Annotated in this window: 29 protein-coding genes; 10 read left to right on the top strand and 19 right to left on the bottom strand. The window is 38.0% G+C overall.

Annotation, left to right across the window (positions count from 1 at the left end):
• Positions 1 to 98: 98 nt before the first annotated feature.
• Positions 99 to 1,265, top strand: a complete 1,167-nt coding sequence (metK, locus tag AAV97_RS16665; RefSeq protein WP_004824311.1) for a methionine adenosyltransferase — start codon at positions 99 to 101, stop codon at positions 1,263 to 1,265.
• Between the two features lie 193 nt (positions 1,266 to 1,458).
• On the opposite strand, the gene AAV97_RS16660 is transcribed toward metK, so the two are convergent.
• Entirely contained in the window at positions 1,459 to 1,710 is a 252-nt protein-coding gene (locus AAV97_RS16660; protein WP_046761143.1) for a hypothetical protein, read from the bottom strand.
• 309 nt (positions 1,711 to 2,019) lie between these two features.
• On the opposite strand from AAV97_RS16660, the gene AAV97_RS16655 reads away from it, so the two are divergent.
• Positions 2,020 to 2,208 carry a hypothetical protein gene (locus tag AAV97_RS16655; protein WP_042089700.1) on the top strand — a complete coding sequence of 63 codons (189 nt, stop codon included), beginning with the start codon at positions 2,020 to 2,022 and terminating at the stop codon, positions 2,206 to 2,208.
• On the opposite strand, the gene AAV97_RS16650 is transcribed toward AAV97_RS16655, so the two are convergent.
• The 3 genes from AAV97_RS16650 to AAV97_RS16640 form a co-directional block, all read right to left on the bottom strand.
• Positions 2,202 to 2,834: a LysE family transporter gene (locus AAV97_RS16650; RefSeq protein ID WP_046761142.1), complete on the bottom strand. Its 633-nt coding sequence runs from the start codon at positions 2,832 to 2,834 to the stop codon at positions 2,202 to 2,204. The genes AAV97_RS16655 and AAV97_RS16650 overlap by 7 nt on opposite strands.
• 304 nt (positions 2,835 to 3,138) lie before the next feature.
• Entirely contained in the window at positions 3,139 to 3,708 is a 570-nt protein-coding gene (locus AAV97_RS16645; protein WP_046761141.1) for an FxsA family protein, read from the bottom strand.
• A gap of 140 nt (positions 3,709 to 3,848) precedes the next feature.
• Positions 3,849 to 4,169 (bottom strand): hypothetical protein, encoded by a 321-nt coding sequence (locus AAV97_RS16640; RefSeq protein ID WP_228136559.1) that lies wholly within the window; start codon positions 4,167 to 4,169, stop codon positions 3,849 to 3,851.
• Between the two features lie 121 nt (positions 4,170 to 4,290).
• Between AAV97_RS16640 and ruvC the strand changes: the two genes are divergently transcribed.
• Positions 4,291 to 4,836, top strand: coding sequence for a crossover junction endodeoxyribonuclease RuvC (gene ruvC, locus AAV97_RS16635; RefSeq protein ID WP_004824318.1), 546 nt, complete (start codon positions 4,291 to 4,293; stop codon positions 4,834 to 4,836).
• A 173-nt stretch (positions 4,837 to 5,009) separates the two neighbouring features.
• On the opposite strand, the gene AAV97_RS16630 is transcribed toward ruvC, so the two are convergent.
• The 4 genes from AAV97_RS16630 to AAV97_RS16615 all read right to left on the bottom strand — a co-directional run bounded on the left by AAV97_RS16630 (position 5,010) and on the right by AAV97_RS16615 (position 8,031).
• Positions 5,010 to 5,351, bottom strand: a complete 342-nt coding sequence (locus AAV97_RS16630; RefSeq protein ID WP_005032140.1) for a hypothetical protein — start codon at positions 5,349 to 5,351, stop codon at positions 5,010 to 5,012.
• A 1-nt stretch (position 5,352) separates the two neighbouring features.
• Positions 5,353 to 6,153, bottom strand: coding sequence for a hypothetical protein (locus AAV97_RS16625; RefSeq protein WP_227544092.1), 801 nt, complete (start codon positions 6,151 to 6,153; stop codon positions 5,353 to 5,355).
• Positions 6,154 to 6,274: 121 nt separating this feature from the next.
• Positions 6,275 to 6,547: an acylphosphatase gene (locus AAV97_RS16620; RefSeq protein ID WP_004824321.1), complete on the bottom strand. Its 273-nt coding sequence runs from the start codon at positions 6,545 to 6,547 to the stop codon at positions 6,275 to 6,277.
• Between the two features lie 8 nt (positions 6,548 to 6,555).
• Complete coding sequence (locus tag AAV97_RS16615) at positions 6,556 to 8,031, bottom strand: bifunctional ADP-dependent NAD(P)H-hydrate dehydratase/NAD(P)H-hydrate epimerase (RefSeq protein WP_046761139.1); 1,476 nt, start codon at positions 8,029 to 8,031, stop codon at positions 6,556 to 6,558.
• A gap of 44 nt (positions 8,032 to 8,075) precedes the next feature.
• On the opposite strand from AAV97_RS16615, the gene queG reads away from it, so the two are divergent.
• Together queG and bioB are read left to right on the top strand one after the other, a co-directional pair.
• A complete protein-coding gene (gene queG / locus AAV97_RS16610; RefSeq protein ID WP_046761175.1) occupies positions 8,076 to 9,176 on the top strand; it encodes a tRNA epoxyqueuosine(34) reductase QueG in 1,101 nt (366 codons plus the stop codon).
• A 298-nt stretch (positions 9,177 to 9,474) separates the two neighbouring features.
• On the top strand, positions 9,475 to 10,464 hold the full coding sequence (bioB, locus tag AAV97_RS16605) for a biotin synthase BioB (protein WP_046761138.1): 990 nt from the start codon (positions 9,475 to 9,477) through the stop codon (positions 10,462 to 10,464).
• Positions 10,465 to 10,616: 152 nt separating this feature from the next.
• Here the strand turns inward: bioB and AAV97_RS16600 are convergent, their stop codons facing one another.
• The 9 genes from AAV97_RS16600 to AAV97_RS16560 all read right to left on the bottom strand — a co-directional run bounded on the left by AAV97_RS16600 (position 10,617) and on the right by AAV97_RS16560 (position 19,783).
• Positions 10,617 to 12,509 carry a M48 family metalloprotease gene (locus AAV97_RS16600; protein ID WP_046761137.1) on the bottom strand — a complete coding sequence of 631 codons (1,893 nt, stop codon included), beginning with the start codon at positions 12,507 to 12,509 and terminating at the stop codon, positions 10,617 to 10,619.
• An 86-nt stretch (positions 12,510 to 12,595) separates the two neighbouring features.
• The gene (gene purF, locus AAV97_RS16595) at positions 12,596 to 14,140 is read right to left on the bottom strand and encodes an amidophosphoribosyltransferase (RefSeq protein WP_046761136.1); all 1,545 of its coding nucleotides are present in this window, start codon (positions 14,138 to 14,140) and stop codon (positions 12,596 to 12,598) included.
• Positions 14,141 to 14,164: 24 nt separating this feature from the next.
• A complete protein-coding gene (locus AAV97_RS16590; RefSeq protein ID WP_046761135.1) occupies positions 14,165 to 14,758 on the bottom strand; it encodes a CvpA family protein in 594 nt (197 codons plus the stop codon).
• A 2-nt stretch (positions 14,759 to 14,760) separates the two neighbouring features.
• Entirely contained in the window at positions 14,761 to 15,765 is a 1,005-nt protein-coding gene (locus tag AAV97_RS16585) for a quinone-dependent dihydroorotate dehydrogenase (RefSeq protein ID WP_009585152.1), read from the bottom strand.
• 90 nt (positions 15,766 to 15,855) lie between these two features.
• Entirely contained in the window at positions 15,856 to 16,335 is a 480-nt protein-coding gene (locus AAV97_RS16580) for a type II secretion system protein GspM (protein WP_042089748.1), read from the bottom strand.
• Positions 16,335 to 17,477, bottom strand: a complete 1,143-nt coding sequence (gene gspL, locus AAV97_RS16575; protein WP_042089691.1) for a type II secretion system protein GspL — start codon at positions 17,475 to 17,477, stop codon at positions 16,335 to 16,337. Before gspL ends, AAV97_RS16580 begins: the two co-directional genes overlap by 1 nt.
• A gap of 37 nt (positions 17,478 to 17,514) precedes the next feature.
• A complete protein-coding gene (sixA, locus tag AAV97_RS16570; protein ID WP_004824336.1) occupies positions 17,515 to 17,970 on the bottom strand; it encodes a phosphohistidine phosphatase SixA in 456 nt (151 codons plus the stop codon).
• 79 nt (positions 17,971 to 18,049) lie between these two features.
• Positions 18,050 to 19,123 (bottom strand): NAD(P)H-dependent glycerol-3-phosphate dehydrogenase, encoded by a 1,074-nt coding sequence (locus tag AAV97_RS16565; RefSeq protein WP_046761134.1) that lies wholly within the window; start codon positions 19,121 to 19,123, stop codon positions 18,050 to 18,052.
• 84 nt (positions 19,124 to 19,207) lie between these two features.
• Positions 19,208 to 19,783 (bottom strand): nitroreductase, encoded by a 576-nt coding sequence (locus AAV97_RS16560; protein ID WP_005032158.1) that lies wholly within the window; start codon positions 19,781 to 19,783, stop codon positions 19,208 to 19,210.
• A gap of 296 nt (positions 19,784 to 20,079) precedes the next feature.
• Here AAV97_RS16560 and AAV97_RS16555 point away from each other — a divergent pair, with 296 nt between their 5' ends.
• Positions 20,080 to 20,460, top strand: a complete 381-nt coding sequence (locus AAV97_RS16555) for a hypothetical protein (RefSeq protein ID WP_004824343.1) — start codon at positions 20,080 to 20,082, stop codon at positions 20,458 to 20,460.
• A gap of 77 nt (positions 20,461 to 20,537) precedes the next feature.
• On the opposite strand, the gene rhlB is transcribed toward AAV97_RS16555, so the two are convergent.
• Both rhlB and AAV97_RS16545 read right to left on the bottom strand, forming a co-directional pair.
• Positions 20,538 to 21,689, bottom strand: a complete 1,152-nt coding sequence (rhlB, locus tag AAV97_RS16550) for an ATP-dependent RNA helicase RhlB (protein ID WP_004824345.1) — start codon at positions 21,687 to 21,689, stop codon at positions 20,538 to 20,540.
• A gap of 107 nt (positions 21,690 to 21,796) precedes the next feature.
• Entirely contained in the window at positions 21,797 to 22,009 is a 213-nt protein-coding gene (locus AAV97_RS16545; protein ID WP_004824348.1) for a cold-shock protein, read from the bottom strand.
• 379 nt (positions 22,010 to 22,388) lie between these two features.
• On the opposite strand from AAV97_RS16545, the gene AAV97_RS16540 reads away from it, so the two are divergent.
• The 4 genes from AAV97_RS16540 to thiS all read left to right on the top strand — a co-directional run bounded on the left by AAV97_RS16540 (position 22,389) and on the right by thiS (position 24,422).
• Entirely contained in the window at positions 22,389 to 22,643 is a 255-nt protein-coding gene (locus AAV97_RS16540; protein WP_046761133.1) for a sulfurtransferase TusA family protein, read from the top strand.
• Between the two features lie 138 nt (positions 22,644 to 22,781).
• Entirely contained in the window at positions 22,782 to 23,651 is an 870-nt protein-coding gene (gene rpoH, locus AAV97_RS16535; RefSeq protein ID WP_004824351.1) for an RNA polymerase sigma factor RpoH, read from the top strand.
• A 157-nt stretch (positions 23,652 to 23,808) separates the two neighbouring features.
• Positions 23,809 to 24,174, top strand: a complete 366-nt coding sequence (locus AAV97_RS16530) for a DUF423 domain-containing protein (RefSeq protein ID WP_009585188.1) — start codon at positions 23,809 to 23,811, stop codon at positions 24,172 to 24,174.
• A 50-nt stretch (positions 24,175 to 24,224) separates the two neighbouring features.
• Positions 24,225 to 24,422 carry a sulfur carrier protein ThiS gene (thiS, locus tag AAV97_RS16525; RefSeq protein WP_004824354.1) on the top strand — a complete coding sequence of 66 codons (198 nt, stop codon included), beginning with the start codon at positions 24,225 to 24,227 and terminating at the stop codon, positions 24,420 to 24,422.
• Positions 24,423 to 24,427: the final 5 nt, after the last annotated feature.

Raw genomic sequence — 24,427 nt, 5'->3', positions numbered from 1 at the left:
TGAATTTTATTCATGATTTTTAATCAGGTAATGCTAGTCCTAAGGCTGAAGTCGATGTAACATATTGCGTCTTTATAAATTACTGTGATAGGACTTTCATGCGCGAGTATGCTGTTTTTACTTCGGAATCTGTGAGCGAAGGCCATCCAGATAAAATGGCTGACCAAATCAGTGACGCTATCTTGGATGCAATCTTAAAAGAAGACCCATATGCACGGGTTGCCTGCGAAACATTAGTAAAAACTGGTGCGGTGATTCTTGCGGGTGAAATCACCACGACAGCAAATGTCGATTTTGAATCGATTGTTCGTCACACGGTCAATGGTATTGGCTACCACCATACAGATCTTGGTTTTGATGGCTCAACATGTGCTGTGATCAACATGATTGGTAAACAATCACCTGAAATTGCGCAAGGTGTTGATCGTCAAAAACCTGAAGATCAGGGTGCAGGCGACCAAGGCTTAATGTTTGGCTATGCGAGCCGTGAAACAGATGTGCTGATGCCAGCACCTATTTCATATGCACACCGCTTAATGGAAAAACAAGCTGAATTACGTCGTAATGGTACATTGCCGTGGTTACGTCCAGATGCCAAAAGCCAAGTTACGTTTGCTTATGAAAATGGCAAGCCTGTTCGTTTAGATGCAGTGGTACTCTCTACTCAACATGATCCTGAAATTTCACAAGCGAATTTAAAAGAAGCAGTGATTGAAGAAATCGTGAAAAAGATCATCCCTGCTGAAATGTTCCATGCTGAAACCAAATTCCATATTAACCCAACAGGTTTATTTGTGATTGGTGGTCCAGTGGGTGACTGTGGTTTAACTGGTCGTAAAATTATTGTTGATACTTATGGCGGTATGGCTCGTCATGGTGGTGGTGCTTTCTCTGGTAAAGATCCATCAAAAGTTGATCGCTCAGCGGCGTATGCTGGTCGTTATGTGGCAAAAAATATTGTTGCAGCAGGACTTGCTGATAAGTGTGAAATCCAAGTGTCTTATGCAATTGGTGTGGCTGAACCAACTTCAATTTCAATCAATACCTTCAATACAGGTAAGGTATCTGATGAATTGATCATTCAATTGGTACGTGAACACTTCGATTTACGCCCTTATGGCATTACCCGTATGCTTGATTTGATTCAGCCAATGTATAAGCAAACTGCTGCTTATGGGCACTTTGGTCGCGAAGGTTCAGACACTGCATTTACATGGGAAAAAACAGATAAAGTTGAAGCGCTTAAAGCATCAGCAAATCTATAATTTCTCAAAAATTCATCGTAAAAAAGCTCGCAAATGCGAGCTTTTTTGTTTGTTAAAGATATGGAAATATATACCTCAAAAAATTCCCTCCTCTCTAGCAGTTTCAATTTAAATTAAATCAAAAAACACTTATCTTCCTTTTATCTCTGTTATTTGCATGTACTTCATCTTATTTTGGAAAATAAAAAATCAATTACTGTGAACCAGACTTAGCATCCTGTTGTAAAACACTTAATATTGAGATTTGTTCAGGCGCTTCAGTATTATGATTTTGAATATATAAATGCCCAACTTTGAAGGTAACAGCCACAATCAAACAAGCCACTAAGCAAAAAGTCCATAAGCCATATGGGCTTTTGATATGCTGAGAGCCACATTTCGGACAAACTTTTTGTGTCGAAGTCACTGTTTCATTACAGCAAGCACAATGATATTGTAAAATCATCTTTGGATCTCCTTCTTGTCGCACTATTATTGTTTTTATTTATTACACTACTATTATATCCATATAAGTAATGTAAAAATTTAACTACATTTTTAGTTTACATGAATAGTAATGTTTGACAAGCAAATTTTGTTTCTATTTATTTGCTTTAAAATTCATAAACTTAGATAAAATTTAGCTTAAAACCCAAAAAACACTCTCAATTCAAACCTATACACCACACACTACCAGTATCCAATATCCTGTATCATGCACATTCTATGTATAATTCCCCCCCTAGACAAATATTAAATTTTTTTGGAGATTATTTTGGTACAACTGATCAAAAAAGGTGGTTTACGTGAACGCGCCAACCGTAGTCGAAGATACGCTGAGTCCGAAAACAATATCAAAACTTTAGATCCACATCGTTATCAGACCCAAGAACAGCTTGGCGAGAACCCAACAAAACATGTCGATGATGAAAAAACAACTTCTCAAAATAATGAAAATCAATAAAACATTTTAAGTACATCCACCCAAAGGAAGGCTGCAAATAATAAGAAGAAGCTTCCAGAGAGAATATCGATATAGCTTCCAGAACTTTGATAGATTGCTTTTATTTTAGGAACCGACATAATCAACATCAATAGACTAAACACTAGAAATGTCTGAATCGGAATGATCACTGCCAATTGTGGTTTTAAGTTTAATCCTGCACTTGAACTTAACGCCAATGAAAAAACACTACTGAAATAAATCACAATTTTAGGATTAGCTAAATTTGTAAAAAGTCCCCAAAGGAAATAATTTTTAGGTGCATGTTCAATGACCCCATCGAGATTGGTATTTTGTTTAAGTGTGGCAATACCACCCTTTAGCATGGCGTAACCCATTCGAGCCAAAAAGAATCCACCAATCAACATCAACATTTGCTGAATCCAAGGCCAATGTTCTAATAAAACCGTAAAGCCCAATAGCGTTAAAATCACCCAAACCACGACACCTGCAGATATGCCCAATATAATTTTAAGTGTATTGGCACGTGTAGTAGATGCTGAGCTTTTAGCAACCAATAAAACATCTGGTCCTGGACTGAGTTGTGCTACAAAATGTAGTGCACAAATGGTCAATAACATCGACATAATTTAATCTTATCGCTTAGGGCGAGCCAATTATACCGTTTGATCAAGCATTTAAGAAATAATCCTACATCTTGAATAGTGATATTGTTTGTTCGCTCAGAAAGTATACCTAAACAATCAAGTACCTAATATTCCGATGTCGATCTCAATTAAAGCTACATCATTCAACCCAACAAAAATCGTCACCCGACATGATCAATATTTTGTTGATCAAACATATTGAATTGAAAACTACAAATTTTAGCGATAAAAAAAGCTGAATCTTTCAACTCAGCTTTCAAATTAAATCATATTTGAGATGGTTTTATTTTTTATTCACATCTTTGAGTTCAATTTGCTTATGTTCTGGTTCAACCTCATGTGCTTCACCATCAATAATTGTGGAATCACGATATTGACCACCAGATTGTTGGTTTTGCATATCCTGCATTTGACGCATTAAATCTGCAAATGGATTTTGCCCTTGCGCATCCCCCATATTACCCATTCCACCCATCATATTATTCATCATGGCTTGCTGCTTTTTCGCCATATATTTCATTCCTGCATTTTTAATTGCATTCTGAACAGGCGGTAAAATCACCAACAAGGCTAAAACATCTGTGATCAAACCAGGAATCATCAACAAAATGCCGGCAAATGCTGTTGCCATTTTTTTAGCAATCGCAGGATCATTTCCCATCATTCCTGTCATTTGCATTTGCTGTAATTGTGGCATGATGGTTGAAGTGCTGGAACGTAATAGATTTAAACCAATCACAAAAGCAATGATAAACCAGAAGAATACGTACCAACCACTAATGAATTGTGCAACGCCAACCCACACAGCAATTTCAAGAATGATACCAATCAAAATAATAGGAAAAAGTTTCATCGAAACAAAGCATCTCAAAGATAAATTAAATTTCAGCTTTGAAAGTCATACATTAAATGCCATGAATTTCATCACTGATATATTTATAAGGGCTTTCCCAAATTTTTAAAGGGTAATTTTGTGTTTAATCTCTAATTTCTTTATTTTTGCCATTCATTAGAGGATGTTTTATAAAATAAATACAGTGCCAATATTGTCCCAATCGGAAATAGAAACACTAAAATCACTGCAATAAATCGCGAAAAACGACGTCCTCTTTCTGAACCTTTTTCAGCTTCTAATGAGGCAATAAAATGCAAATACATCATCCAGCCGAAAACGAATACTAATATCAGAAAGGCAATCAATGCATCTAGATCAAATTTCTGCAATATTCCAAAACCAAGTAAGATAAAACCCAGCAGATAGATCAATGTGATTAAACGATGAATCCAATACACATGCTGGTTTTTAATTTGCACAAAACTCTTCAAGCAAGCACTCCTGTTTGTTGCTTGATTATACAGCCAATAAGTTAAAATTTTACTTACAATCGCTGGATAGCATCATATAATCAAAACAAGATTTACGATAAACAGTATTATGCCCTTAATTATTGGAATTGATCCCGGCTCACGTTTAACAGGTTACGGGATTATTGAAAAAGATGGTCAAAAGCTTTCTTTTATTGATGCAGGTACGATTCGTACTGAAACAACCGAAATGCCTGAACGTTTAAAACGAATTTTTGCAGGAATCGATCGTATTGTTCAATTCCATGGTCCGACAGAAGCAGCGGTTGAACAAGTGTTTATGGCACAAAACCCAGACTCAGCATTAAAGCTAGGTCAAGCCCGTGGTGCGGCTATTGCAGCCTTGGTCAATTTAGATCTGCAAGTTGCTGAATATACTGCTCGGCAAATTAAACAATCTGTTGTCGGTTATGGTGCTGCAGACAAAGAACAAGTGCAAATGATGGTGATGAAGCTTTTGAATCTTTCAGTGAAGCCTCAACAAGATGCTGCTGATGCGCTTGCAGCCGCAATTTGCCACGCACATGCTTCAGGCAGTATGAGTAAGTTAGCTGTACTGAATGCCTTAGGTGGTATGGCACGAGGACGTAGCCGCAATAGTAGTCGTAGACGCTAATAATTCACACAATCTACAATTTATAAATCAAGGTACAGATGAAGCCTCATCTGTACCTAGCCTGTAAATATACAAAATTAAGTTTTATACGTTCTTAGATCAAGCCAAAATATTTTATCGAATTAGAAAATTTTTAAATAAGAATCCACTTCGCTATATTTCAATCGCCTCAGTTAATTTAAATAAGGCAGTGCATCTTTACGCACCTCTCGAATACTGGGTTGTTTAGAGTACGTTGCAATCAACATCTTTCCTGAGTTTCTCAAATTTTTCTTCTGTTCTGGATCGACTCGAATTAAGACCAATTCTTCTGGAATACGTGGGTTACTACCCTCACGAGAAATAATGAAACTTTGATTTCGTTCAAGAATTTTATAATTCGGAAACTCTTTCTGTAACTTCTCTTTGAAGCTCAGTGTTTTATCTTCTTTTTTACGACTATCCATCTGCGTGTATATAATCAACACAATACATGCTGCAAAAACAATTCCAACAATTAAATACTTCTCTAACATTTTATTTCACTCGAATATATTTTTGCTGTTTCTCATTGTAGTGATAAACATGGGTTTCATTTATAGGGATAATTTTAGCACGATCTGCGATATAAATTCGTTGGGTACCTGTATAGGCAATTTCAATATCATATAAACCATCATGTACGGTGCTTAGGAATTGATAATCACCTTGGGTATTATAAATTTGCTCACTCCCTGAGACTTCATTGTCATTGCCAATTTCTGCAACAATTAACTTTTTAATATACGGTTTTTCATCAAAAGGAACGATATATAAAGTGGTGCTTGAGTAACCTTGACGACTAAATTCTTGTTCTTCCACATAGGCTTTGATTTGTGGTCCCACTTTACGAATATTTTTTACAATATCTGAGGTCGGATATGGCAAATAATTAAAATCAGCATTCATCCAACTGTTTTCATCCTGACTTTGGCTGATCAGTTCAAATTGTGAAGAAGCATTTTTCTTAAAGATGTAAACTCGGGTAAAAGTCGCACATGCCCCACAAAAATTAAGCTCATGGTTATTTTTATCTACTGAAACTTCAGTAGTTGTGAACACATAACGTAATTCATTTTGTGCATTTCGATAGGTACGAGCGGGACTAAACACCACCACCGCATCATCACTATTTAAAGCATTGGTATATTCTGCATTTTTAATGCCGATATAGGAAATATTTTGCTGATCCAATTGATCAATCTTTGTAGTTTGAAGCTGTTTTTGATAAAAAGTATTGATCACTGTTTTAAAGTCTAAATCTTTTAGAATAGTTTTAGCATGATGATTTTCAGCCATTTTTTCATTTGTTTGCGCAACAACACTACTGTGAATACTACACATCAAAAAGCAACTGAATAAAAATATTTTAGTGATCATTTTAATATATCTACAAGTATTTTTATGCCAAATGGCTGATTTAACGAATCATTTCAAAATCAGTAAAATCTAAATCATGATTGATTTTGTACTGTTCAATACTGGTGACCTCAGCCCTTAACGGTCCGACATAACAATGACGAATTAAACGTAGAATTGCTTGCTCATCTCCAACGACAACCGCTTCAACCTCACCGGATACTAAGTTTTTGACATAACCTTTGAGTTCTAACTGTAGCGCTTCTTTCTCAAACCAGCGACGATAGCCAACACCTTGTACATTACCATATATCAACAGTTTAACCGCATACATTGTCTATTTTACTCCTGACACGAATTAATCACACGGTACACAGCATGTGCCATATGTTGTGCCTGTAAACCACGAATACCTTGTTGTGCAAGATAATCACCAGCCTGTGCATGTAAAGTGACAATATCATGTAATTGCACATTTTCGGCAAATTGAGCCTTTAAACTGGCAATCATTCCTGCCAAAACATCTCCCATTCCGCCAGTGCCCATACCAGGATTGCCTGCAGTACAAATCCACAGCTTATCTTCGAGAATTAAGCTGCCTGCTCCTTTCAATACCCACTTGCCTGAGTATTTCTTTTTTAGCCTGTGGATGGCAGCTATACGATCAGACTCAATCTCAGCAATGGAGCAATCGAGTAGTTTCGCTGCCTCTCCGGGATGTGGTGTCAGATAAGTGTTTGGACTGAGTTGGGTGTTTTGCGTTGCCAAAAACCATAACGCATCCGCATCAAAAACTACTTGTAAATGTGTACTTGCACAGATGGGTTTAAACCATTTTGAAAATTGTTGTTCTGCCCAATCATCTCGACCTAAGCCCATACCAAAACTCACTGCATCCACATGATTGATTAAAGATTGAATCTCATCTTCAGTAAACACATTAATATCTTTGACCATAATATTAGGTGATCGCGCCAAAATAGCCGTATGATGTTTTTGGTGACAGACAATACTCACTTTTCCAGCACCCGCACAAAATGCAGACTCAGCAGCTAAGATCACTGCTCCCCCCATATCTGCATGACCACCAACGACCAAGACATGCCCATAACTGCCCTTATGTCCAAAGGCTTGACGTTGTGGCAATTGAATTTGTTGAGGCGCTAATAGTGCTACTGCTTTTAGTGCTGAGTCAGTTGGAATCAGAGAAATCGTTTCAATTTGTCCAGAATATTCTTTACCCTGCCCTGTAAATAGTCCAGCTTTAAGCCCCAAAATAGTAAATGTATAATCTACTTTGGTCGCAATAGGTTGTGGTTGACCTGTATTGGCATTTAAACCACTTGGTAGATCGACGGCAATTTTAATCCCTGTTTGCGTATTAAAATTTTGAATGATGGTTTGCCATGCTTGATCTAAATCACGATTTAAACCAATACCAAACAAGGCATCGATATGACAATCAAAAGATGCTTGAAGATCAAAATCCAAATGAATTTTTAATTGATTTTGTTCAGCCAGTTGAATGGCTTGCTTCAAGTCAGTCGATGCACCAATCTCGGCGGCAAATATTTCTACAGCATAGCCACTTTGCTTTAAATAACTAGCAATACAGTAACCATCGCCTGCATTATTTCCATGACCACACCAAACTGCGATCGTTTTAACTTCGGGGTAGTTATTTTGAAAGAGTTGAAGCAAATGCTGAACAATCGACCATGCTGCCTGTTGCATTAAACCAAAAGCACTATTTTGTTGACTAAACCATCGACGTTCCCATGCTTGAATTTCATGGCTATGATAAACTTCAGTTTGCATGTATTTATCCTTTTATTTTCACTTTTTCCAGCACATTGATCACTATGTCAGCAACATCAACCACTTCATCAATTTCTTTACAACAGCTTGATCCTCAAGAATTAAAAGCTTGGATCAAACAACAGGCTTTGCAATTGGGCTTTGCTGATTGTGTCATTGCACGTCCTGATGCTCAAGCTGAATTACCAAGATTTAAAGAATATTTAAAGCGTGGTTATCATGGTGACATGAAGTTTTTAGAGGAAAATTTAGAAAAACGAGCTGATCCTACCTTATTGGTTCCAGGCACAAAAAGTATCATCTGTGTGCGAATGAATTATTTGGTCGAAACACCTAAACCACGCTATGTTCCTGATGAGCCTAATTTGGCCATCATCGCACGTTATGCTCGTGGGCGTGATTATCATAAAATTATGCGTGGGCGTTTAAAAACTTTAACCACAATCATTAAAGATAAAGTGGGTGAATTTGTATCACGCCCATTTGCAGATTCCGCGCCTGTTTTTGAAAAATCACTTGCTGAAAATGCAGGAATGGGTTGGACAGGCAAACATACCCTACTCATTCATAAAAAATCAGGTTCCTTTTTTGTGTTAGGTGAACTTTTCACTTCACTGGATTTACCATTTGATGAACCAGCAACGTCACATTGTGGTTCATGTACTGCCTGCATTGACATCTGTCCAACTCAAGCCATTGTCGAACCTTATATGCTTGATGCACGCAAATGCATTGCCTATTTAACCATTGAATATAAAGGAATCATCCCTGAAGACTTGAGGCGTGGTATAGGAAATCGTGTATTTGGCTGTGATGATTGCCAACTGATTTGTCCTTGGAATAGTTTTGCTAAAACCGCATCCATCACAGATTTTAACCCTCGACATGGTTTGGACCAAATGAGTTTATTAGACCTCTGGCACTGGGATGAACAGACATTTCTAAGTTGCACTGAAGGTAGCCCACTTCGCCGCACAGGTTATCAAAGTTTTATGCGAAATATCGTAATAGGTTTAGGCAATGCACCATATTCAAGCGAAATTATTCAAGCTTTGACCCAACATCGCACATCGCATGATGAAGTTGTGCAAGTCCATATTGACTGGGCTATTGCAGAGCAGCTGAATAAAAAATCTTCATTATAAATATATTCTGGTCTATCGAACGACTGACTTTTAATGTTCAGATCTTTGCAAAGTTGTTATTTTTTTTAATTTTTAATGACTAAAACGCAGAAATTTTAAAATCTTAAAAATAAAATTTAGTAAGTAAATTTCAAGAAATCTGGTTAACTTTGCGACTATATTTATAATTTTAGTTTTCTATATGATTGAACTTTTCAATCGTAAGTTACCATCATATTTGGACATTTTTGCCCTATGGAATTGGCATGAATTATGTATTATATACAGGGATAGATAATGATGATCATGGATTAAACTAATGACAGTACGTAATGACTGGGCTCGTGAAGAAATTCAAGCTTTATATGAACAGCCTTTCTTAGACTTAGTCTTTAAGGCTCAACAAATTCATCGTGAGCATTTTGAAGCAAATAGCATTCAAGTCAGTACTCTACTTTCAATTAAAACAGGAAAATGCCCTGAAGATTGCAAATATTGTTCGCAATCTGCACGCTATGACTCAAAACTAGAAGCTGAAAAGCGTATCGCCGTAGAGAAAGTCATCAGTGAAGCCAAAGAAGCACTTGAATCCGGCTCTTCTCGTTTCTGTATGGGCGCAGCTTGGCGTAATCCACATGAACGCGATATGCCATATGTCTTAGAAATGGTGCGTGAAGTGAAAGCACTCGGTCTAGAAACATGTATGACGCTAGGTATGCTCAACCAATCACAAGCTGAGCGTCTTCATGAAGCAGGTTTAGATTATTACAATCACAACCTAGATACTTCCCGTGAATATTATTCACACATTATCAGCACCCGTACTTTTGATGATCGTTTAAACACTTTAGATCATGTGCGTAACGCAGGTATGAAAGTTTGTAGTGGTGGAATTGTGGGTTTAGGTGAAAACCGCAATGACCGCATTGGTTTATTACATGAATTAGCAACCCTGCCTGTACATCCTGAATCTGTACCCATCAATATGTTAGTTCCAATAGAAGGAACACCGCTTGCTGATGTAGAAAAGCTTGATGTTACTGAGTGGATTCGTACCATTGCAGTTGCACGTATTATCATGCCACATAGCTATATTCGTCTTTCTGCTGGTCGTGAATCACTGCCCGACTCAGATCAAGCTTTGGCATTTATGGCTGGTGCAAACTCGTTATTTAGTGGCGAAAAGTTATTAACCACACCGAATGCTGGTGAAGGCAAAGACAAACAGTTATTTAATAAATTAGGTCTAAAAGCTGAAAAAGCCAAACCAACTGTTGCTGAACTTTCTGTAGATGCAATGGCAAGTTAATTAAAGCTTCGGTTCTAACATCATGTCTCTGTGCACGGTGTTAGAACCATTGCTTTGCTTTAAAATGCTTCACTTTTGCTTAGCTTTCTTCCTTAACTCTATTTCTAAAAGTTGTATTTCTAAATCTAAAAGCGCTGTTTCTAAAAGCTTACTTAAATAATCATTACACTATTCTTCTTCTGCATTTGATCTACAATATCATCTGACTTAAAACCAAGTCGCCAATACAATAATTGCAATACATCCAATTCATCTTGGGTAATAATCCGATCATTCCATAAGCAAATTTCTGCAACACCAAGAATACTTAAACGATCACGTAGCAACAAGCCTGCAATGTCATTTAAGATTTCTCCTAAATCAATCGGCTCATCAGATATTTCTTCAAATAGCTCTAATTCATCTTTAGATAAAACACGTTCTAAAATCTCATAACGCACATCAAGCTGATTGGCACTGTTGATTTGTTGAACGTGCAATAAGGCATCAATTAAACGCACAATCTGAGGTTTCACTGTTTCAAGTGATGAAGGTGTATGCATCGGTAGCAAATGTAATTCAGCTTTTACCCGCTCGATTAACAGCGCATCCAACAAGCCTATTTCGCCATCTTCCTGAATAATTTTCGCAAGTTTCGTTACAAATTGACGCGCACTCGTTGCAGGCATATTCCCCAGATTTTCACAAGCATCATGAAAAATTTGGATGTGGATACGCCCATCCATACTTAACAATGAGTCAATAATGGCTCGACTCACCGCAGCATCAGATGGAATAAACTCGCGATATTGCCGAATCATTAAAATTGCAACCATAACCTCACGTGACCCAGTCGCAGTCTGCATTGCACGCTGGATTAAATCTGAGCGTTCTATTTGACGGCGCACTTCTGGATTTAAGGGTTTAATCGCATCATTCAGGGCAAAGCTAATGGGCGATAAACGTAACAAAGGCAATGGCTGTGGTGACACCCACGGATTATAAACTTCACCAGAAGACTCTTCTAATGGACGCAACAAGCTAAATAACGGCTGACTGCGCAACTTTTTTAAATTTTCTAATTGCAAATCTTGCAATAAAGTCGGATTCAACTCATAGATCCGATCTTCAATGTTGGGGTGAATATTCAACCAGCTTTGTGGACTCAGTGAATTGGCAAAGCACATATGCGCAATTGCTTCTGAAAATTCACTATGAATTTGCGAACCTGCATGATGCACATAAATACGTAATAAAGTCTGCACATTAGCATTATTCAGCAATAACTTCTTCGTTTTGTAGTCATTATAAAAAGTACGTCCACCCAATGTGAAATATTTAATCAAACGATTGATTAAAATTCCCATACTACCCAATAGCCAAATCACACCGCCCACAGCAACAAAACTGGTTTCAAATTTATGATGATTGCCTTTGGCGTTGTAGCGATTAAAACCTTGCTTGGCAATTTTGCTTCCTAACTGACTAAATGTAATCAGTCCGCTATAAAGAATCTTAAGTCGAGTATTTTCACGGGCTTCGCCAGACAAAATTTGATTAAACTCATGCCCCAACAACCCGTAAAGTTCTAATTCATCAAGATTCTGCAATGCACCCCAAGTTAAAATAATTACCGTATCTCTTGGGTGGAAACCTGCAGTTAAGGCATTAACACCAACTTCATCCGGTAAAACATATAAAGTCGGTGCATCAATCTCAAAGGTTTCTGCAAATTTATCTGCAAGATGAATTGCTACACTTTCTTCTGGGGTACTTTCGATCTGACTTAAACGACGTGCTTTTAACTGTTTGGCTAATGAGTGCCCACCAGTACGAAAAACATAAAATTCATAGGCAATTGACCAGCCAATAATGATAATAATCAACCCAACACAGTAAGGGCTTAAAACATGCCACCAAATTTGCTGTTCACGATCGACATAATGTACCAATAACCCCAAAACGGTATTGAGAATAAAAATAGTCAATATGACTGCAAGCAAACAGATACTCGCAGACCACAACATATTCTTGTTTTTTATCAAATAATGGCTGACATCTTTCAATGTAAAATTCCTCATTACATTGCAAAACACTATAAATGAAAAAAACGGGAACTTCCCGCTTTTTCTCAATGAAAATCAATTCTGATTTACATCTCTTCTTTAATACCACATAGATCAACCGAAGATGCATCAATATTGACATCAATATAACCATCTTTTTGCTTTTTCGCAGTATCATTACGACTTTGCTCAAGATCATTTAAATATTGTTCGTCAATATCGCCAGTCACGTAAACGCCATCAAAAACCGAACAATCAAACTCTTGAACTTCTGGTACTTTACTGGTTCTCACCGCAGCTTTTAAATCATCCAAATCTTGGAAAATCAAACGATCAGCGCCAATAATATTTTGAATTTCTTCAACACTACGATGAGATGCAATCAATTCTGCTTTAGCTGGCATATCGATCCCATACACATTTGGATATTTCACCATCGGTGCAGCAGAGGCAAAATAAACATTTTTTGCACCTGCGTCACGTGCCATTTGAATGATTTCATTACAGGTCGTACCACGTACGATCGAATCATCCACCAACAACACATTCTTGTCTTTAAACTCAAGTTCAACTGGGTTTAACTTTTGACGTACAGATTTTTTACGTTGTTGTTGACCTGGCATAATGAAGGTACGACCGATGTAGCGGTTTTTCATAAAGCCTTCACGGAATTTCACCCCGAGAATATTCGCCAATTCTAAAGCAGATGTACGGCTTGTATCTGGAATCGGGATAACCACATCAACATCATGCGCTTCACCCCATTCACGAAGAATTTTCTTCGCCAGCGTCTCACCCATTTTCAAACGTGATTTGTAGACAGAAATTCCATCTATAGTGGCATCTGGACGTGCAAAATACACGTATTCAAAAATACACGGACGATAACGTGGTTGACTGGCACATTGCTGGGAGTAGAACTCACCTTCAGCGTTGATAAATACCGCTTCACCCGGCTCAATATCACGCTCAACTTTAAAGCCCAATGCAGTAATCGCAACTGACTCTGAAGCAATGATATATTCTTTTTCACCATTTTCAGTCAGGCGCGAACCATAGATTAATGGACGAATACCATTTGGATCACGGAACCCCACCAAACCATGTCCAGTAATCATTGCAACAACACCATAGGCACCTTTGCAACGCTCATGTACACGTTTAACTGTATGGAAAATATCGTCTGGAGATGGCTTTAATGATGCACATTTTTGTAATTCGTGTGCAAATACATTCAGCAAAACTTCAGAGTCAGAATCTGTATTCATATGACGCAAGTCAGTTTTAAACAGATCATCATGAATATCAGCAGCATTGGTAAGATTACCATTGTGCGCCAAAGTTATCCCATAAGGTGAGTTGACGTAAAAAGGTTGCGCTTCAGCACTGCTTGAAGAACCAGCAGTTGGATAACGAACATGACCAATACCATAGTTACCGAGCAATGCGCGCATGTGGCGAGTATGGAATACATCACGAACCATACCATTGTCTTTTCTCAAGAAAAGACGACCATTATGACAAGTCACAATCCCAGCTGCATCCTGTCCACGATGTTGTAACATCGTCAACGCATCAAATAACATTTGGTTTACAGGTGCTTTACCTGCTATACCAACGACTCCACACATAACTACCTCGCAGACCAGCTAGGACTAATAAAACGGATTTTTTGTCGAATGTGCTGATTGATCATCCTCTTCAGATGTTGATGATCGTTCAGTATTTCTCACAGCAGCGTCATCGGAATGCGCTTGTGACTGTATATGATTTAATGCTTCATTTGCAGCATCTTTAGAAATTTCTGAAGCTAAGGGTGCAAACGGCAAAAGTGTTTGAATAAATTTTGACTGTTTCCACGTTGGCGAACTGTCAACCCAAGGACCTAATCCTTGCATTGTTATGAGGACAATGAATAAACCTTTCAAGGTCCCCAGTGCACCACCTGCCAAACGATTTAAAGGACCTAGTTTTAAGCTCTTTAAAATTTGATTGAGAATTGCTGTTGCAATCCATGTTAAAACGATAATAACCAAGACAATAAATGCAAATGCTGCAATTTTTTGCACCACAGGATCTTGACTGAGTGCAGACATGGAAGGTGCGATGATATTGGCATATTTAGCACCAACAATCAGTGCAAAAATCCATCCTATCAAGTTCGCAAAGGCTTTCACGAATCCTTGTCGCAAACCGTTTAGCCCTCCAATGAGCAATATAATCAGTATGATAATGTCTAGGGTATTCATATTTAGGTCATAGCATTAACACAGTCTTTGATCAGTGTAGGACCTGTATAGATCATACCACTATAAATTTGAACCAAACTCGCACCTGCCTGTTGTTTTGCAACAGCGTGTTCACCCGATAAAATTCCACCAACACCGATTAACGGAATTTTACCCTGTAATAGTTTTGAAAAGGCAGCCAAACAAGCTGTGCTCTTTTCAAATACAGGTGCTCCAGATAACCCACCAGCTTCATCACCAAATGGTAGACCTTCGACACCTTCACGAGATAAAGTTGTATTGGTTACAATAAGCCCATCAATTTTAAACTGCAACAATTGTGAAGCAATAAATTCAATATCTGTTGCATCTAAATCTGGTGCAACTTTGAGAACAAGCGGAACATAGTGCTGTAATTCTTCAGCCAACTCTAACTGACGTTTTTTGAGGGTTTCTAAAAGTTCAGTCAGTGCATGACCACTTTGTAAAGAGCGCAAATTTTTCGTATTCGGTGAAGAAATATTCACCGTAATGTAAGATGCGTAGTGATAAACTTTTTCTAGACAAATTAAATAATCTGAAACAGCATCTTCAACAGGCGTTGTGGCGTTTTTTCCGATATTGATTCCAAGAATGCCTTTAAATTTTGCTGCTTTGACATTCTCAACCAATTTGTCTACCCCATCATTGTTAAAACCCATACGGTTAATGATGGCTTTTGCTTGTGGAATACGGAAAAGACGTGGGTGTGGATTGCCTTCTTGTGGTTTAGGTGTAATGGTTCCGATTTCAATAAAACCAAAACCCAAACCCGCTAAGGCATCGATATATGCACCATTTTTATCCAAACCTGCAGCTAATCCAACTGGATTAGGAAACTCAATCCCCATACAGGTGACTGGTTTTGACGCAACAGCTTGACGCATCGCACCCAATTTATGGGCTGATTTAAGCATGGATAATGTGAGTTCATGTGCACGCTCTGGTGCTAAAGAAAACAACAAAGGGCGAGCAAGTGAATACAACATAGCTATAAAAGTCTACTGCTTTTTAAGTTGCCACATTATAGGCACAGTATGTTGAAAAGGCTATGCTTGAACTGTGTTTATTTTCAGTACTTACTGTACCGTCGCTGTTAATTTAATCTGTGCGCCCTCTTTAACCAGTTCCATCTTTTCCAAGCTAACACCCATCTGCGCGATTTGAGTCAGAAAGTTTGCCAGAACAGCATAATTTTGATGTTGTGCAACAATCTGAAATTGTTCACCAACCTGTTGTGAAGCCACTGAAAGCCCTTGTTGTTGTGCAACACGTTGAATTTTATCTGCGGTGGTTAATACTAAATCATCCGCAGGTTTCATGGTGACTACATTACTTTGCATCCAAACCACGAGGTCTTTCATTTCATTTAAACGCAACTGCTGTTTTTCAGCAGCTTTGTGGGTATACCACAAGGCTGCACCAACGGCGGCAACTATTACAAAAATCGTTGTGAAAATAACCATAATACGTTCACGTGCTGACATTTTTTCTAAATTGTCAGTCATCTTTTCGGACCACGTGTCTAAACGGTTTTGAAAGCTTTCCATTGTTTTCATCATTGTATCTTCACTAAACCAACCACAGTCGCACCCTGTGTCTGAATATTACCCAGCTCCGCCTTAAAACCTTGTTGGTTTAACTGCGTGACCAATGTCTGTAATGCTTCTGAACTCTTGGCAACTAAATCCATGTTCAAGACAGAAGTTTCATAATTAACCCGATTGGCAATAATCTGATGCTGCATCAAAATTGGACCAACACGACTGAGCAATTGCAATGCCTGTGTATTGGCACCCTGACTAAGTTCTAGTTTATTTTTAAACTGACGTTGAACAGATTCCTCAGTAATTCGCTGTTCATTGGGAAACCATTTTTTATACTGATCTACTGCAATCAATGCTGTTTGATCGGCAACTTTTTTCAGTTTAAACCAGCGCAGAGCATCATAACTCAGCTGTGCAACAATCAAAGCCACCACTAAAACTGCACATGCTTGCCAATAACGAGACACTCCGTCATTTGCCTGTTTGGCTTTAGGCAAGACATTAAATGGATGCTGCTTTGCCTTTTTAATTTCAGTAAACTGATAATTAAATGGCTCACGTTGTTCAGCTGTCGCTACAGCAAATAAACTGGTCGCTTGTGCATCAGTCAACGCACTATATAAAAAAGTTTTTTCTCGATCTGCAAAATCCAAATACAGACCAAGATCATCGATTGAATTACCTAGAAACTCATTCTCACGCACCAACAATTGCCCATTGACATTGGCTAAGATCAGCTGATTTTCTTCTGGAATAGGCAACATTAGAAAGTCAGGCAATAAAGAAACAATCTTTAAGGGAATCAAAGACAAAGAGTGCTGAATTGTAGTGATCGTATGTTGATTCACACCCAATACTGAAACTTGATCGGGTTGCTGAAAGTGCGAAAACACTTTCATTTGGTCAATCGGTAAAATGACATATTCTTCAAGTAAATATTTAACACCATCTGCGCCCAATTGTTTATATTGAGCTTTGCTAAACTTTTGTTGAAGAATTTGCACTTCACGACTTGGAAAGAACACAACCGCTTCTTCACCTTGGTAAAGTTTAATATCTTGTATTAATTGTTCCAGACTCGAAGATGTAGTCCAATCACTTCCTCGAGACCATTGCCAAACCCCATTGGCTTCAGGCATCCATAAGTACAACATTTATCGTTTTCTGCCGTGTGTTCTTTTAACAATGCTTTTATACAGTTGGAATAAAGGCTTTATTTTGAGTAGATAGACCATTTGCAATGACCGTTTGCTCATAAATACGAGCTTCTGCCAAGGCAAAAGGATTAAAATGCTCATGTGTCAGTTGTTCAGCAATATGCCCAACCACATTCATATGACATACCACCACAATACGTTCAAATGGTAATTGTGACAACCATTCAATTGCTAATTTTGCATCATCTTCAGGCTTAATTTTGTCACAGATCAATACTGATACTTCAGGAAAATAAGCCTGTATATGGGACAATGTTTCCTGTGCTCTCAATAACGTGCTCACAACAAATACATCTGGTTGTACTGTTTCTTTTAAAAATTGTGCTGTTTGTTCCGCTTGTAAATGCCCACGTTCTGTTAAAGGACGTTTACTGTCCACACCATTGATTGCTGGGGCTGCTTCACCATGACGCACCAAAGTCAGTTGCATAAGATTTCCTTTTTAATACCGCACTGATTATAACGAGGCTTTGTTACAAATCTATCTCTCAACCTCAAATTGTAATCAATTAAACCTCATTGTGTGGCAACACAAACTCTACATCACTTCGATGTCCATTTTTCATCAAGGAAACTGCGATATTGAGTGGTGGTGAACCTTCAAAAATAACTTCATAAAGTGCTGTGGTAATTGGCATATAAACATCCAACTCTTTAGCACGCGCATTTACTTGTACAATGGTATTGATGCCTTCTGCGGTTTGCCCCAGTTCTTTCGTTGCTTGTTCCAGTGTCTTTCCAGAACCTAATGCAAAACCAACTTGATAGTTTCTACTCAATGGACTATTACAGGTTGCAAATAAATCACCAACCCCAGATAAGCCAAGGAATGTCAATGGATTAGCACCCAACTTAACAGCAAAACGACTCATTTCTGCTAATGCTCGGGTTAAAATCATACTTCGGGTATTTTCACCGACTTTGTATGCTACAGCCATACCCATTGCCACAGCGTAAATATTCTTTAATGCACCGCCAAGCTCGACACCATGTACATCATCACTGCCGAAGACCCGAAATAATGCACTGTGTAAAGCCTGTTGTACTGCATAACGCACCAACTCACTGTCACTTGCGATAACTGTACCTGCAGGTTGTCCAGCCACAATCTCTTTGGCTAAGTTTGGACCAGAAAGTACCCCATAAGGTACTTCTGGCAGTTCTTCACGAATAATATCACTCATGAAACTAAAACTTTTAGCTTCAATACCTTTGGTTAAAGACACCACAGCTTGTGCACTAATGAACGGCTTGATCTGGCGCAACACATCACGAAATGAATGGCTAGGAATAGCAACCAGAATAATGTCACGATCACGTACAGCCTTTTCCAAATTTGACTCAGCACGTAGCCCTGCTTCTAATTGAAAGTCTGGAAGATAGCGTTTGTTGATATGCGTCGCATTGATCTCTGCCGCGATAGCTTCATCACGAATCCAAATCATGGTGTCACAACCATTGCGTACTGCTGTGTTCGCCATTGCTGTGCCGAAACTACCACCACCGAGTACAGTCACACGTAATGCTGTTTTTTGATCCAATACCACGGGTTCAATTAAATCTTTAAAGCGTAAATCCGACATTATTATTATCCTAAAAACCTATCCTAAATATTACATGTAAATGTTTAACGAGTTTTCACAGTTGAGATCTCGTTATTTTTGTGATTAATTCTGCCAAAAATGAACATATGCTTGAGTATCACTTTCGGGACGCGGTGCAATTTCTTTTGCAGCAGTACCCACATAAACAATACCTGAAATTAAATCACGTTCATCTAAACCAAGTGCTAACTTTAGGTGTTTAGATTCAACCACTGCCCCACTACGCCACATTGTTGCAAAACCTTGTGCTTGTAAAGACAATAAAAAGTTTTGAATCGCTGCACCACTACTTAATGTCTGTTCAAAAAATGGAACTTTGGGATGATCTTGAAATTTAGTCACAGCCAAAACCAAAATCGGTGCTCGAAATGGATGATGTTTTACCCGTTCAATTTGAACTGGGTCAGTTTCCCCTAAGTCCGCAATAGATTGAGCCAATAACTCACCAAAAGCTTCGCGCTGTTGACCTTCGATCACAATAAATTGTGTCGGTTTTAAACGATGATGGTCGGGTGCTGTAAGCGCTGCCTGAAATGCTACATTCAGTTGCTCATGTGAGGGCGCAGGTTCAATCAAATGACCAATGGACTGACGTTTGTGGATATTGTCATGTACTGCTTTGAAATTTAAATCTGACATTGACCTAGCTGTAATCTATTTAAATGAACTGTTTGTAAGATTAGCACACTCTAAAATCATTACGCTATCTCAGCAGAAATTTACTCAACAGCTATGTCTATTTTTTTTAATAACTCTCAGACAAAACTTTATTTTCTGAGAATTATCATGACCAACAAATAGGCGTTTTTAGCAATAAGCCCCATAAAAACTGCAAAATTTATACATGTTTTTCAATATTTAGCACATATTCTATGTTCAAATCATAGCTAATTAATAAAATTCTTTTTATTTTTCACTGATCATTTGGAGTCAATATGAATAAATTTACAGCTCTTTCGCTCCTTGCCAGTTCTGCACTATTTCTTAGTGCATGTGCATCAAACCCAACACAAACATTAGCAATTCAAAAAGCCGACAATCAATATGAAGTCACAGGCTTAGGTAAAGATCAAATTACGGCAAAAAATAACGCCATTGTTGCTGCCAACAAAACTTGTGGCAAAAAAGCGGCACCTGTCTTAATCAATGAAAAAACTGAATATCATGGCAGTTTAAATGGTGTGGTCGATGAGCAGACGGGTAAAATGATCACTGCTGCGGCTGGCGTAATCGGCTCGGTCATGGGTAAAAATTATGGTATTGAAAAAGATACTGACTACCAAAGCACTTTAACCTTTAGCTGTAAAGCCAACTAATACGATGAGTTGAATTAAAAATCCCACGATTAAAGTGGGATTTTTTAATTTGATCTATGCCAAGTTAATTTATGTGTTTAGCAATAACCTTCTAAACGGGTCAAAGGTAATTTCTGTCCAATGGCTTTTTCAATCGTTGGCAAATTAAAGGCATCATCTTCCGACAAGAAACTAATACTTACCCCTTGTGTTCCAGCTCGCCCAGTACGCCCAATACGATGTACATAATCATCAGACTGTTCGGGTAGAGTGAAATTGATCACATGCGATACACCATCTACATGAATACCACGACCCGCAACATCTGTTGCGATCATGATGTTATGTTTACCATTTTTAAATTGGTCTAGCATTTTCAAACGCTTGTCTTGTGCAATCTCGCCAGACAGCATGACCACTTTATAACCATCCGCCTTCAAATGATCATACAATTTACGGACCTGATCACGACGATTCGCAAAAATCATCACTTTTTCAATTGGTTCATCCGTTAAAATTTCACGTAATAACTTATATTTGTCTTTCTTTTCGACCACATAAACGCGTTGCTCAACATCAGCATTGGTTTTCTTTTCAGGTTCAATTTCTACAGTGACAGGTTCGAAAAGCCATTGTTGTGCAAGATTAAGTACGTCATAACTAAAAGTAGCTGAAAACATTAAAGTTTGACGTTGTTCTTTACGTGGAGAAAAACGCACAATGCGTTTTACTGAAGGGATAAAGCCCATATCCAATAAACGGTCAGCTTCATCAATGACTAAAAACTCAATTTGATCTAACCAGATTTCTTTTTGTTCAGTAAAATCAATTAAACGCCCTGGTGTTGCGACTAAAATATCAACAAAACCTTGATCCAACTGCTTTCTCTGCTTGTCAAAATCTACACCACCGACCAAAGTGACGACATTTAAACCGCTATATTTCACCAAATCTTTGGCGTCGTTTTCAATTTGAATCGCCAGCTCTCGTGTAGGTGCAAGAATCAAAGCACGTGGCTCACCACGAAAACGCTGTGTTTGAATCGGATTATTGAGCAAATCATTAATAATACTGACTAAGAATGCTGCTGTTTTTCCAGTACCTGTTTGAGCACGCCCAATTGCATCATGACCTGCCAAAGTATACTTCAATACTTTTTGTTGGATGGGGGTCATTTCTTTAAACCCTAAAGCATCAATCGCTTGTTTAAGTTGCGGATGTAAATTAAGGGTTTCGAAACCTGATGACATAAATACGAGCTCTAACTGTAGACACTTTGAATTGCGCCCATTATAAACAAAAAACGCCCCAATTTATAAAAAATTGGAGCGCCACTTAAATTTTTAAAAATTTAAGATTAGTCTAAAGGCTGAACTTCTTCAGCTTGAAAACCTTTTTGACCTTGTACAACGCTAAATTCAACACGTTGACCGTCACGAAGTGAACGATGACCTTCACCTTGAATAGCACGGAAATGAACGAAAACGTCATCACCGCCTGCGCGTTGGATAAAGCCGAAGCCTTTAGTGTCGTTGAACCATTTAACTACGCCTTGTTCACGAGCTGTCATAAGTTAATCCTCAGTTATTAAGAAAAGGGACCACCCGGTGTTGCAAACAGCAGAGCAAACAAAGTTTTAAAATATTTTGTAATTTCAAAGCTTGTAATCATTCTGTAAAACTATTAACAAAATCCCGGTTACATCCATTTGTAATAGGGTTCAAAACAACAATTGTTTCTGACAAATCCTAAATACGCAACGAGCTTAACATGGGTTTATGACAATTAATAGAATTTTTTTTGATAATTATTTTCGATATCAAGCTTATTTTTTAAACACCTTAAATATTATTTTTTATCAACGCAAGAATATTGCAAATTGTGTTGGGTAGTTCTAAGAAACTTGCTAAAATAATACTTCCATAACAGTGTTATATTTTTGCCATAAAATGAATGAAACTTTAGGTCAAATGCCTATTGATACAAATCCAATTGAAATTGACAGTATGGGTAAACCCTGCCCTATGCCTTTGTTAATGTTGAAACGTGAATTAAAAAAAGCACTGCCTCAGCAAATGTTCTTGTTAAAGTCATCTGACCCACATAGTATGATCGACATTGCCCGTTACTGCGAAATACATCAGCTCGACTGTCAATTGACTCAAGTATCCGAGCATGAATTTCATTACTTAATTGAATCTTAATTATTTTCAATTAAAAATTTTTTTTGCAAATTGGCATATATATTTACATTTCTATACCCAAATTTTCTTACTTATGTACAATATTCGAATTAAGATGAATGCATTAGTAATACGACGAAATTCCTATAAGGAGAACTCATGAGTGACAGCAGCAATCAGTTGATGCCCCTGTCCTTATCTGCACCAGGTGTTAACTTAGGTGCTTATATCAGCACCGTAAATCAGATTCCAATTTTGACAGCTGAGCAAGAAAAAGAGTTAGCTGATCGTTATTTCTATGATCAAGATTTAGATGCTGCAAAAATGTTAGTGATGTCTCACTTACGTTTCGTGGTTCATATTGCCCGCAGTTATGCAGGTTATGGCTTGCCACAAGGTGATTTAATTCAAGAAGGTAATCTCGGTTTAATGAAAGCTGTTAAACGTTTTGATCCTAATATGGGTGTGCGTTTAGTGTCTTTTGCAGTGCACTGGATTAAGGCTGAAATTCATGAATATGTGATCCGCAACTGGCGAATTGTCAAAATTGCGACCACAAAGGCGCAACGTAAATTATTTTTTAATTTACGTAGTCTTAAAAAGTCGAGCAAAAAACTGACCCTTGAAGAAGCACAATCAATTGCCAAAGACTTGAATGTTACACCAGAACAAGTCTTGGAAATGGAAGGTCGATTGACTGCTTATGATGCAGCTTTCGAAGCTCAAGGTGATGACGATGATGAAGGTTCAACCCATGTTGCCCCTGCATTATATCTAGAAGATAACCGTTATGATCCTGCGCGTTTGGTTGAAGAAGAAGATTATGAAGAACAAAGTACTTCGGCTTTACATGATGCGATGGAACAGTTAGATGATCGTTCAAGAAATATCTTGCAACGCCGTTGGTTAGATGATGATAAATCTACATTACACGAGTTAGCGGCAGAATATAATGTTTCAGCTGAACGTATTCGCCAATTAGAAAAAAATGCCATGGATAAAATTAAGATTGCCATGTCATCCAACTAACTTCTATCCGTGAAAACATCGGTTTTAATAAAAGGGCGATCTGCCCTTTTATTTTGCTTAAAGTTTTATTGAATCTCGTATCTTCATAGATTTTGCCTTTAATCCGAGTTAAATTTTATGTTATGGTTATGCGCAAATTGATGCAGATGAATGGCTTATGTGGATTGCAATTTCAGCACTGAATTTAGCACTTGCAGTAATCTTAGGTGCATTTGGGGCGCATGGTTTAAAAACCCGAGCAACAGAAGCACAGTTGGCTTGGTGGCAAACAGCAACTGATTATTTCTTCTATCATGCCCTCGGTTTATTGGCATTGGCAATACTCAGTAAAGTCATTCCTCAACTTCCAATCAAAGCCAGTTTTATGCTGATCCAAATCGGAATTCTATTTTTTTGCGGTTCGCTATATATCATGGCACTTGGCTTACCACGTGGCTTAGGTGCAATTACACCGATTGGCGGTGCACTGATGATTGCTGGATGGTTGGTGCTTGCCTGGAATGCATTAAAATACGCAAAATAATTCTGTTTTAACTTTTGAAATCACAATTTGCGCAATCAAATGGAATGTCTATGCAAATTTTCTTAAATGGTGAGCCCCAAGAAACCTCTTGCCAAAATCTTTTACAACTGGTTCAAGAACTTTCACTGGAAGGTAAACGCTTTGCGGTTGAAATGAATGAAATGATCATTTCTAAAAGCAAACTTGAACTCACCCCTATTGCTGAAAAAGACCGTATTGAAATCATTCATGCGGTTGGTGGCGGCTAATTTGG

The organism is Acinetobacter sp. Ag2 (genome assembly GCF_001005515.1).
Taxonomy (GTDB): Bacteria; Pseudomonadota; Gammaproteobacteria; order Pseudomonadales; family Moraxellaceae; genus Acinetobacter; species Acinetobacter bereziniae.
Note: the sequence above shows the minus strand (reverse complement) of the source record. Positions and strands in the feature narration are given on the sequence as shown.

Coding starts and splice junctions, on each gene's coding strand:
- AAV97_RS16555 (WP_004824343.1), top strand. CDS start 20,080: ATGAATAAATTTACAGCTCTTTCGCTCCTTGCCAGTTCTGCACTATTT.
- purF (WP_046761136.1), bottom strand. CDS start 14,140: ATGTGTGGAGTCGTTGGTATAGCAGGTAAAGCACCTGTAAACCAAATG.
- sixA (WP_004824336.1), bottom strand. CDS start 17,970: ATGCAACTGACTTTGGTGCGTCATGGTGAAGCAGCCCCAGCAATCAAT.
- AAV97_RS16650 (WP_046761142.1), bottom strand. CDS start 2,834: ATGTCGATGTTATTGACCATTTGTGCACTACATTTTGTAGCACAACTC.
- rpoH (WP_004824351.1), top strand. CDS start 22,782: ATGAGTGACAGCAGCAATCAGTTGATGCCCCTGTCCTTATCTGCACCA.
- gspL (WP_042089691.1), bottom strand. CDS start 17,477: ATGTTGTACTTATGGATGCCTGAAGCCAATGGGGTTTGGCAATGGTCT.
- bioB (WP_046761138.1), top strand. CDS start 9,475: ATGACAGTACGTAATGACTGGGCTCGTGAAGAAATTCAAGCTTTATAT.
- AAV97_RS16620 (WP_004824321.1), bottom strand. CDS start 6,547: ATGTATGCGGTTAAACTGTTGATATATGGTAATGTACAAGGTGTTGGC.
- AAV97_RS16660 (WP_046761143.1), bottom strand. CDS start 1,710: ATGATTTTACAATATCATTGTGCTTGCTGTAATGAAACAGTGACTTCG.
- AAV97_RS16590 (WP_046761135.1), bottom strand. CDS start 14,758: ATGAATACCCTAGACATTATCATACTGATTATATTGCTCATTGGAGGG.
- AAV97_RS16530 (WP_009585188.1), top strand. CDS start 23,809: ATGTGGATTGCAATTTCAGCACTGAATTTAGCACTTGCAGTAATCTTA.
- AAV97_RS16630 (WP_005032140.1), bottom strand. CDS start 5,351: ATGTTAGAGAAGTATTTAATTGTTGGAATTGTTTTTGCAGCATGTATT.
- AAV97_RS16580 (WP_042089748.1), bottom strand. CDS start 16,335: ATGAAAACAATGGAAAGCTTTCAAAACCGTTTAGACACGTGGTCCGAA.
- rhlB (WP_004824345.1), bottom strand. CDS start 21,689: ATGTCATCAGGTTTCGAAACCCTTAATTTACATCCGCAACTTAAACAA.
- metK (WP_004824311.1), top strand. CDS start 99: ATGCGCGAGTATGCTGTTTTTACTTCGGAATCTGTGAGCGAAGGCCAT.
- AAV97_RS16565 (WP_046761134.1), bottom strand. CDS start 19,123: ATGTCGGATTTACGCTTTAAAGATTTAATTGAACCCGTGGTATTGGAT.
- AAV97_RS16585 (WP_009585152.1), bottom strand. CDS start 15,765: ATGTTGTATTCACTTGCTCGCCCTTTGTTGTTTTCTTTAGCACCAGAG.
- AAV97_RS16560 (WP_005032158.1), bottom strand. CDS start 19,783: ATGTCAGATTTAAATTTCAAAGCAGTACATGACAATATCCACAAACGT.
- ruvC (WP_004824318.1), top strand. CDS start 4,291: ATGCCCTTAATTATTGGAATTGATCCCGGCTCACGTTTAACAGGTTAC.
- thiS (WP_004824354.1), top strand. CDS start 24,225: ATGCAAATTTTCTTAAATGGTGAGCCCCAAGAAACCTCTTGCCAAAAT.
- AAV97_RS16615 (WP_046761139.1), bottom strand. CDS start 8,031: ATGCAAACTGAAGTTTATCATAGCCATGAAATTCAAGCATGGGAACGT.
- AAV97_RS16545 (WP_004824348.1), bottom strand. CDS start 22,009: ATGACAGCTCGTGAACAAGGCGTAGTTAAATGGTTCAACGACACTAAA.
- AAV97_RS16645 (WP_046761141.1), bottom strand. CDS start 3,708: ATGAAACTTTTTCCTATTATTTTGATTGGTATCATTCTTGAAATTGCT.
- AAV97_RS16625 (WP_227544092.1), bottom strand. CDS start 6,153: ATGGCTGAAAATCATCATGCTAAAACTATTCTAAAAGATTTAGACTTT.
- queG (WP_046761175.1), top strand. CDS start 8,076: ATGTCAGCAACATCAACCACTTCATCAATTTCTTTACAACAGCTTGAT.
- AAV97_RS16540 (WP_046761133.1), top strand. CDS start 22,389: ATGAATGAAACTTTAGGTCAAATGCCTATTGATACAAATCCAATTGAA.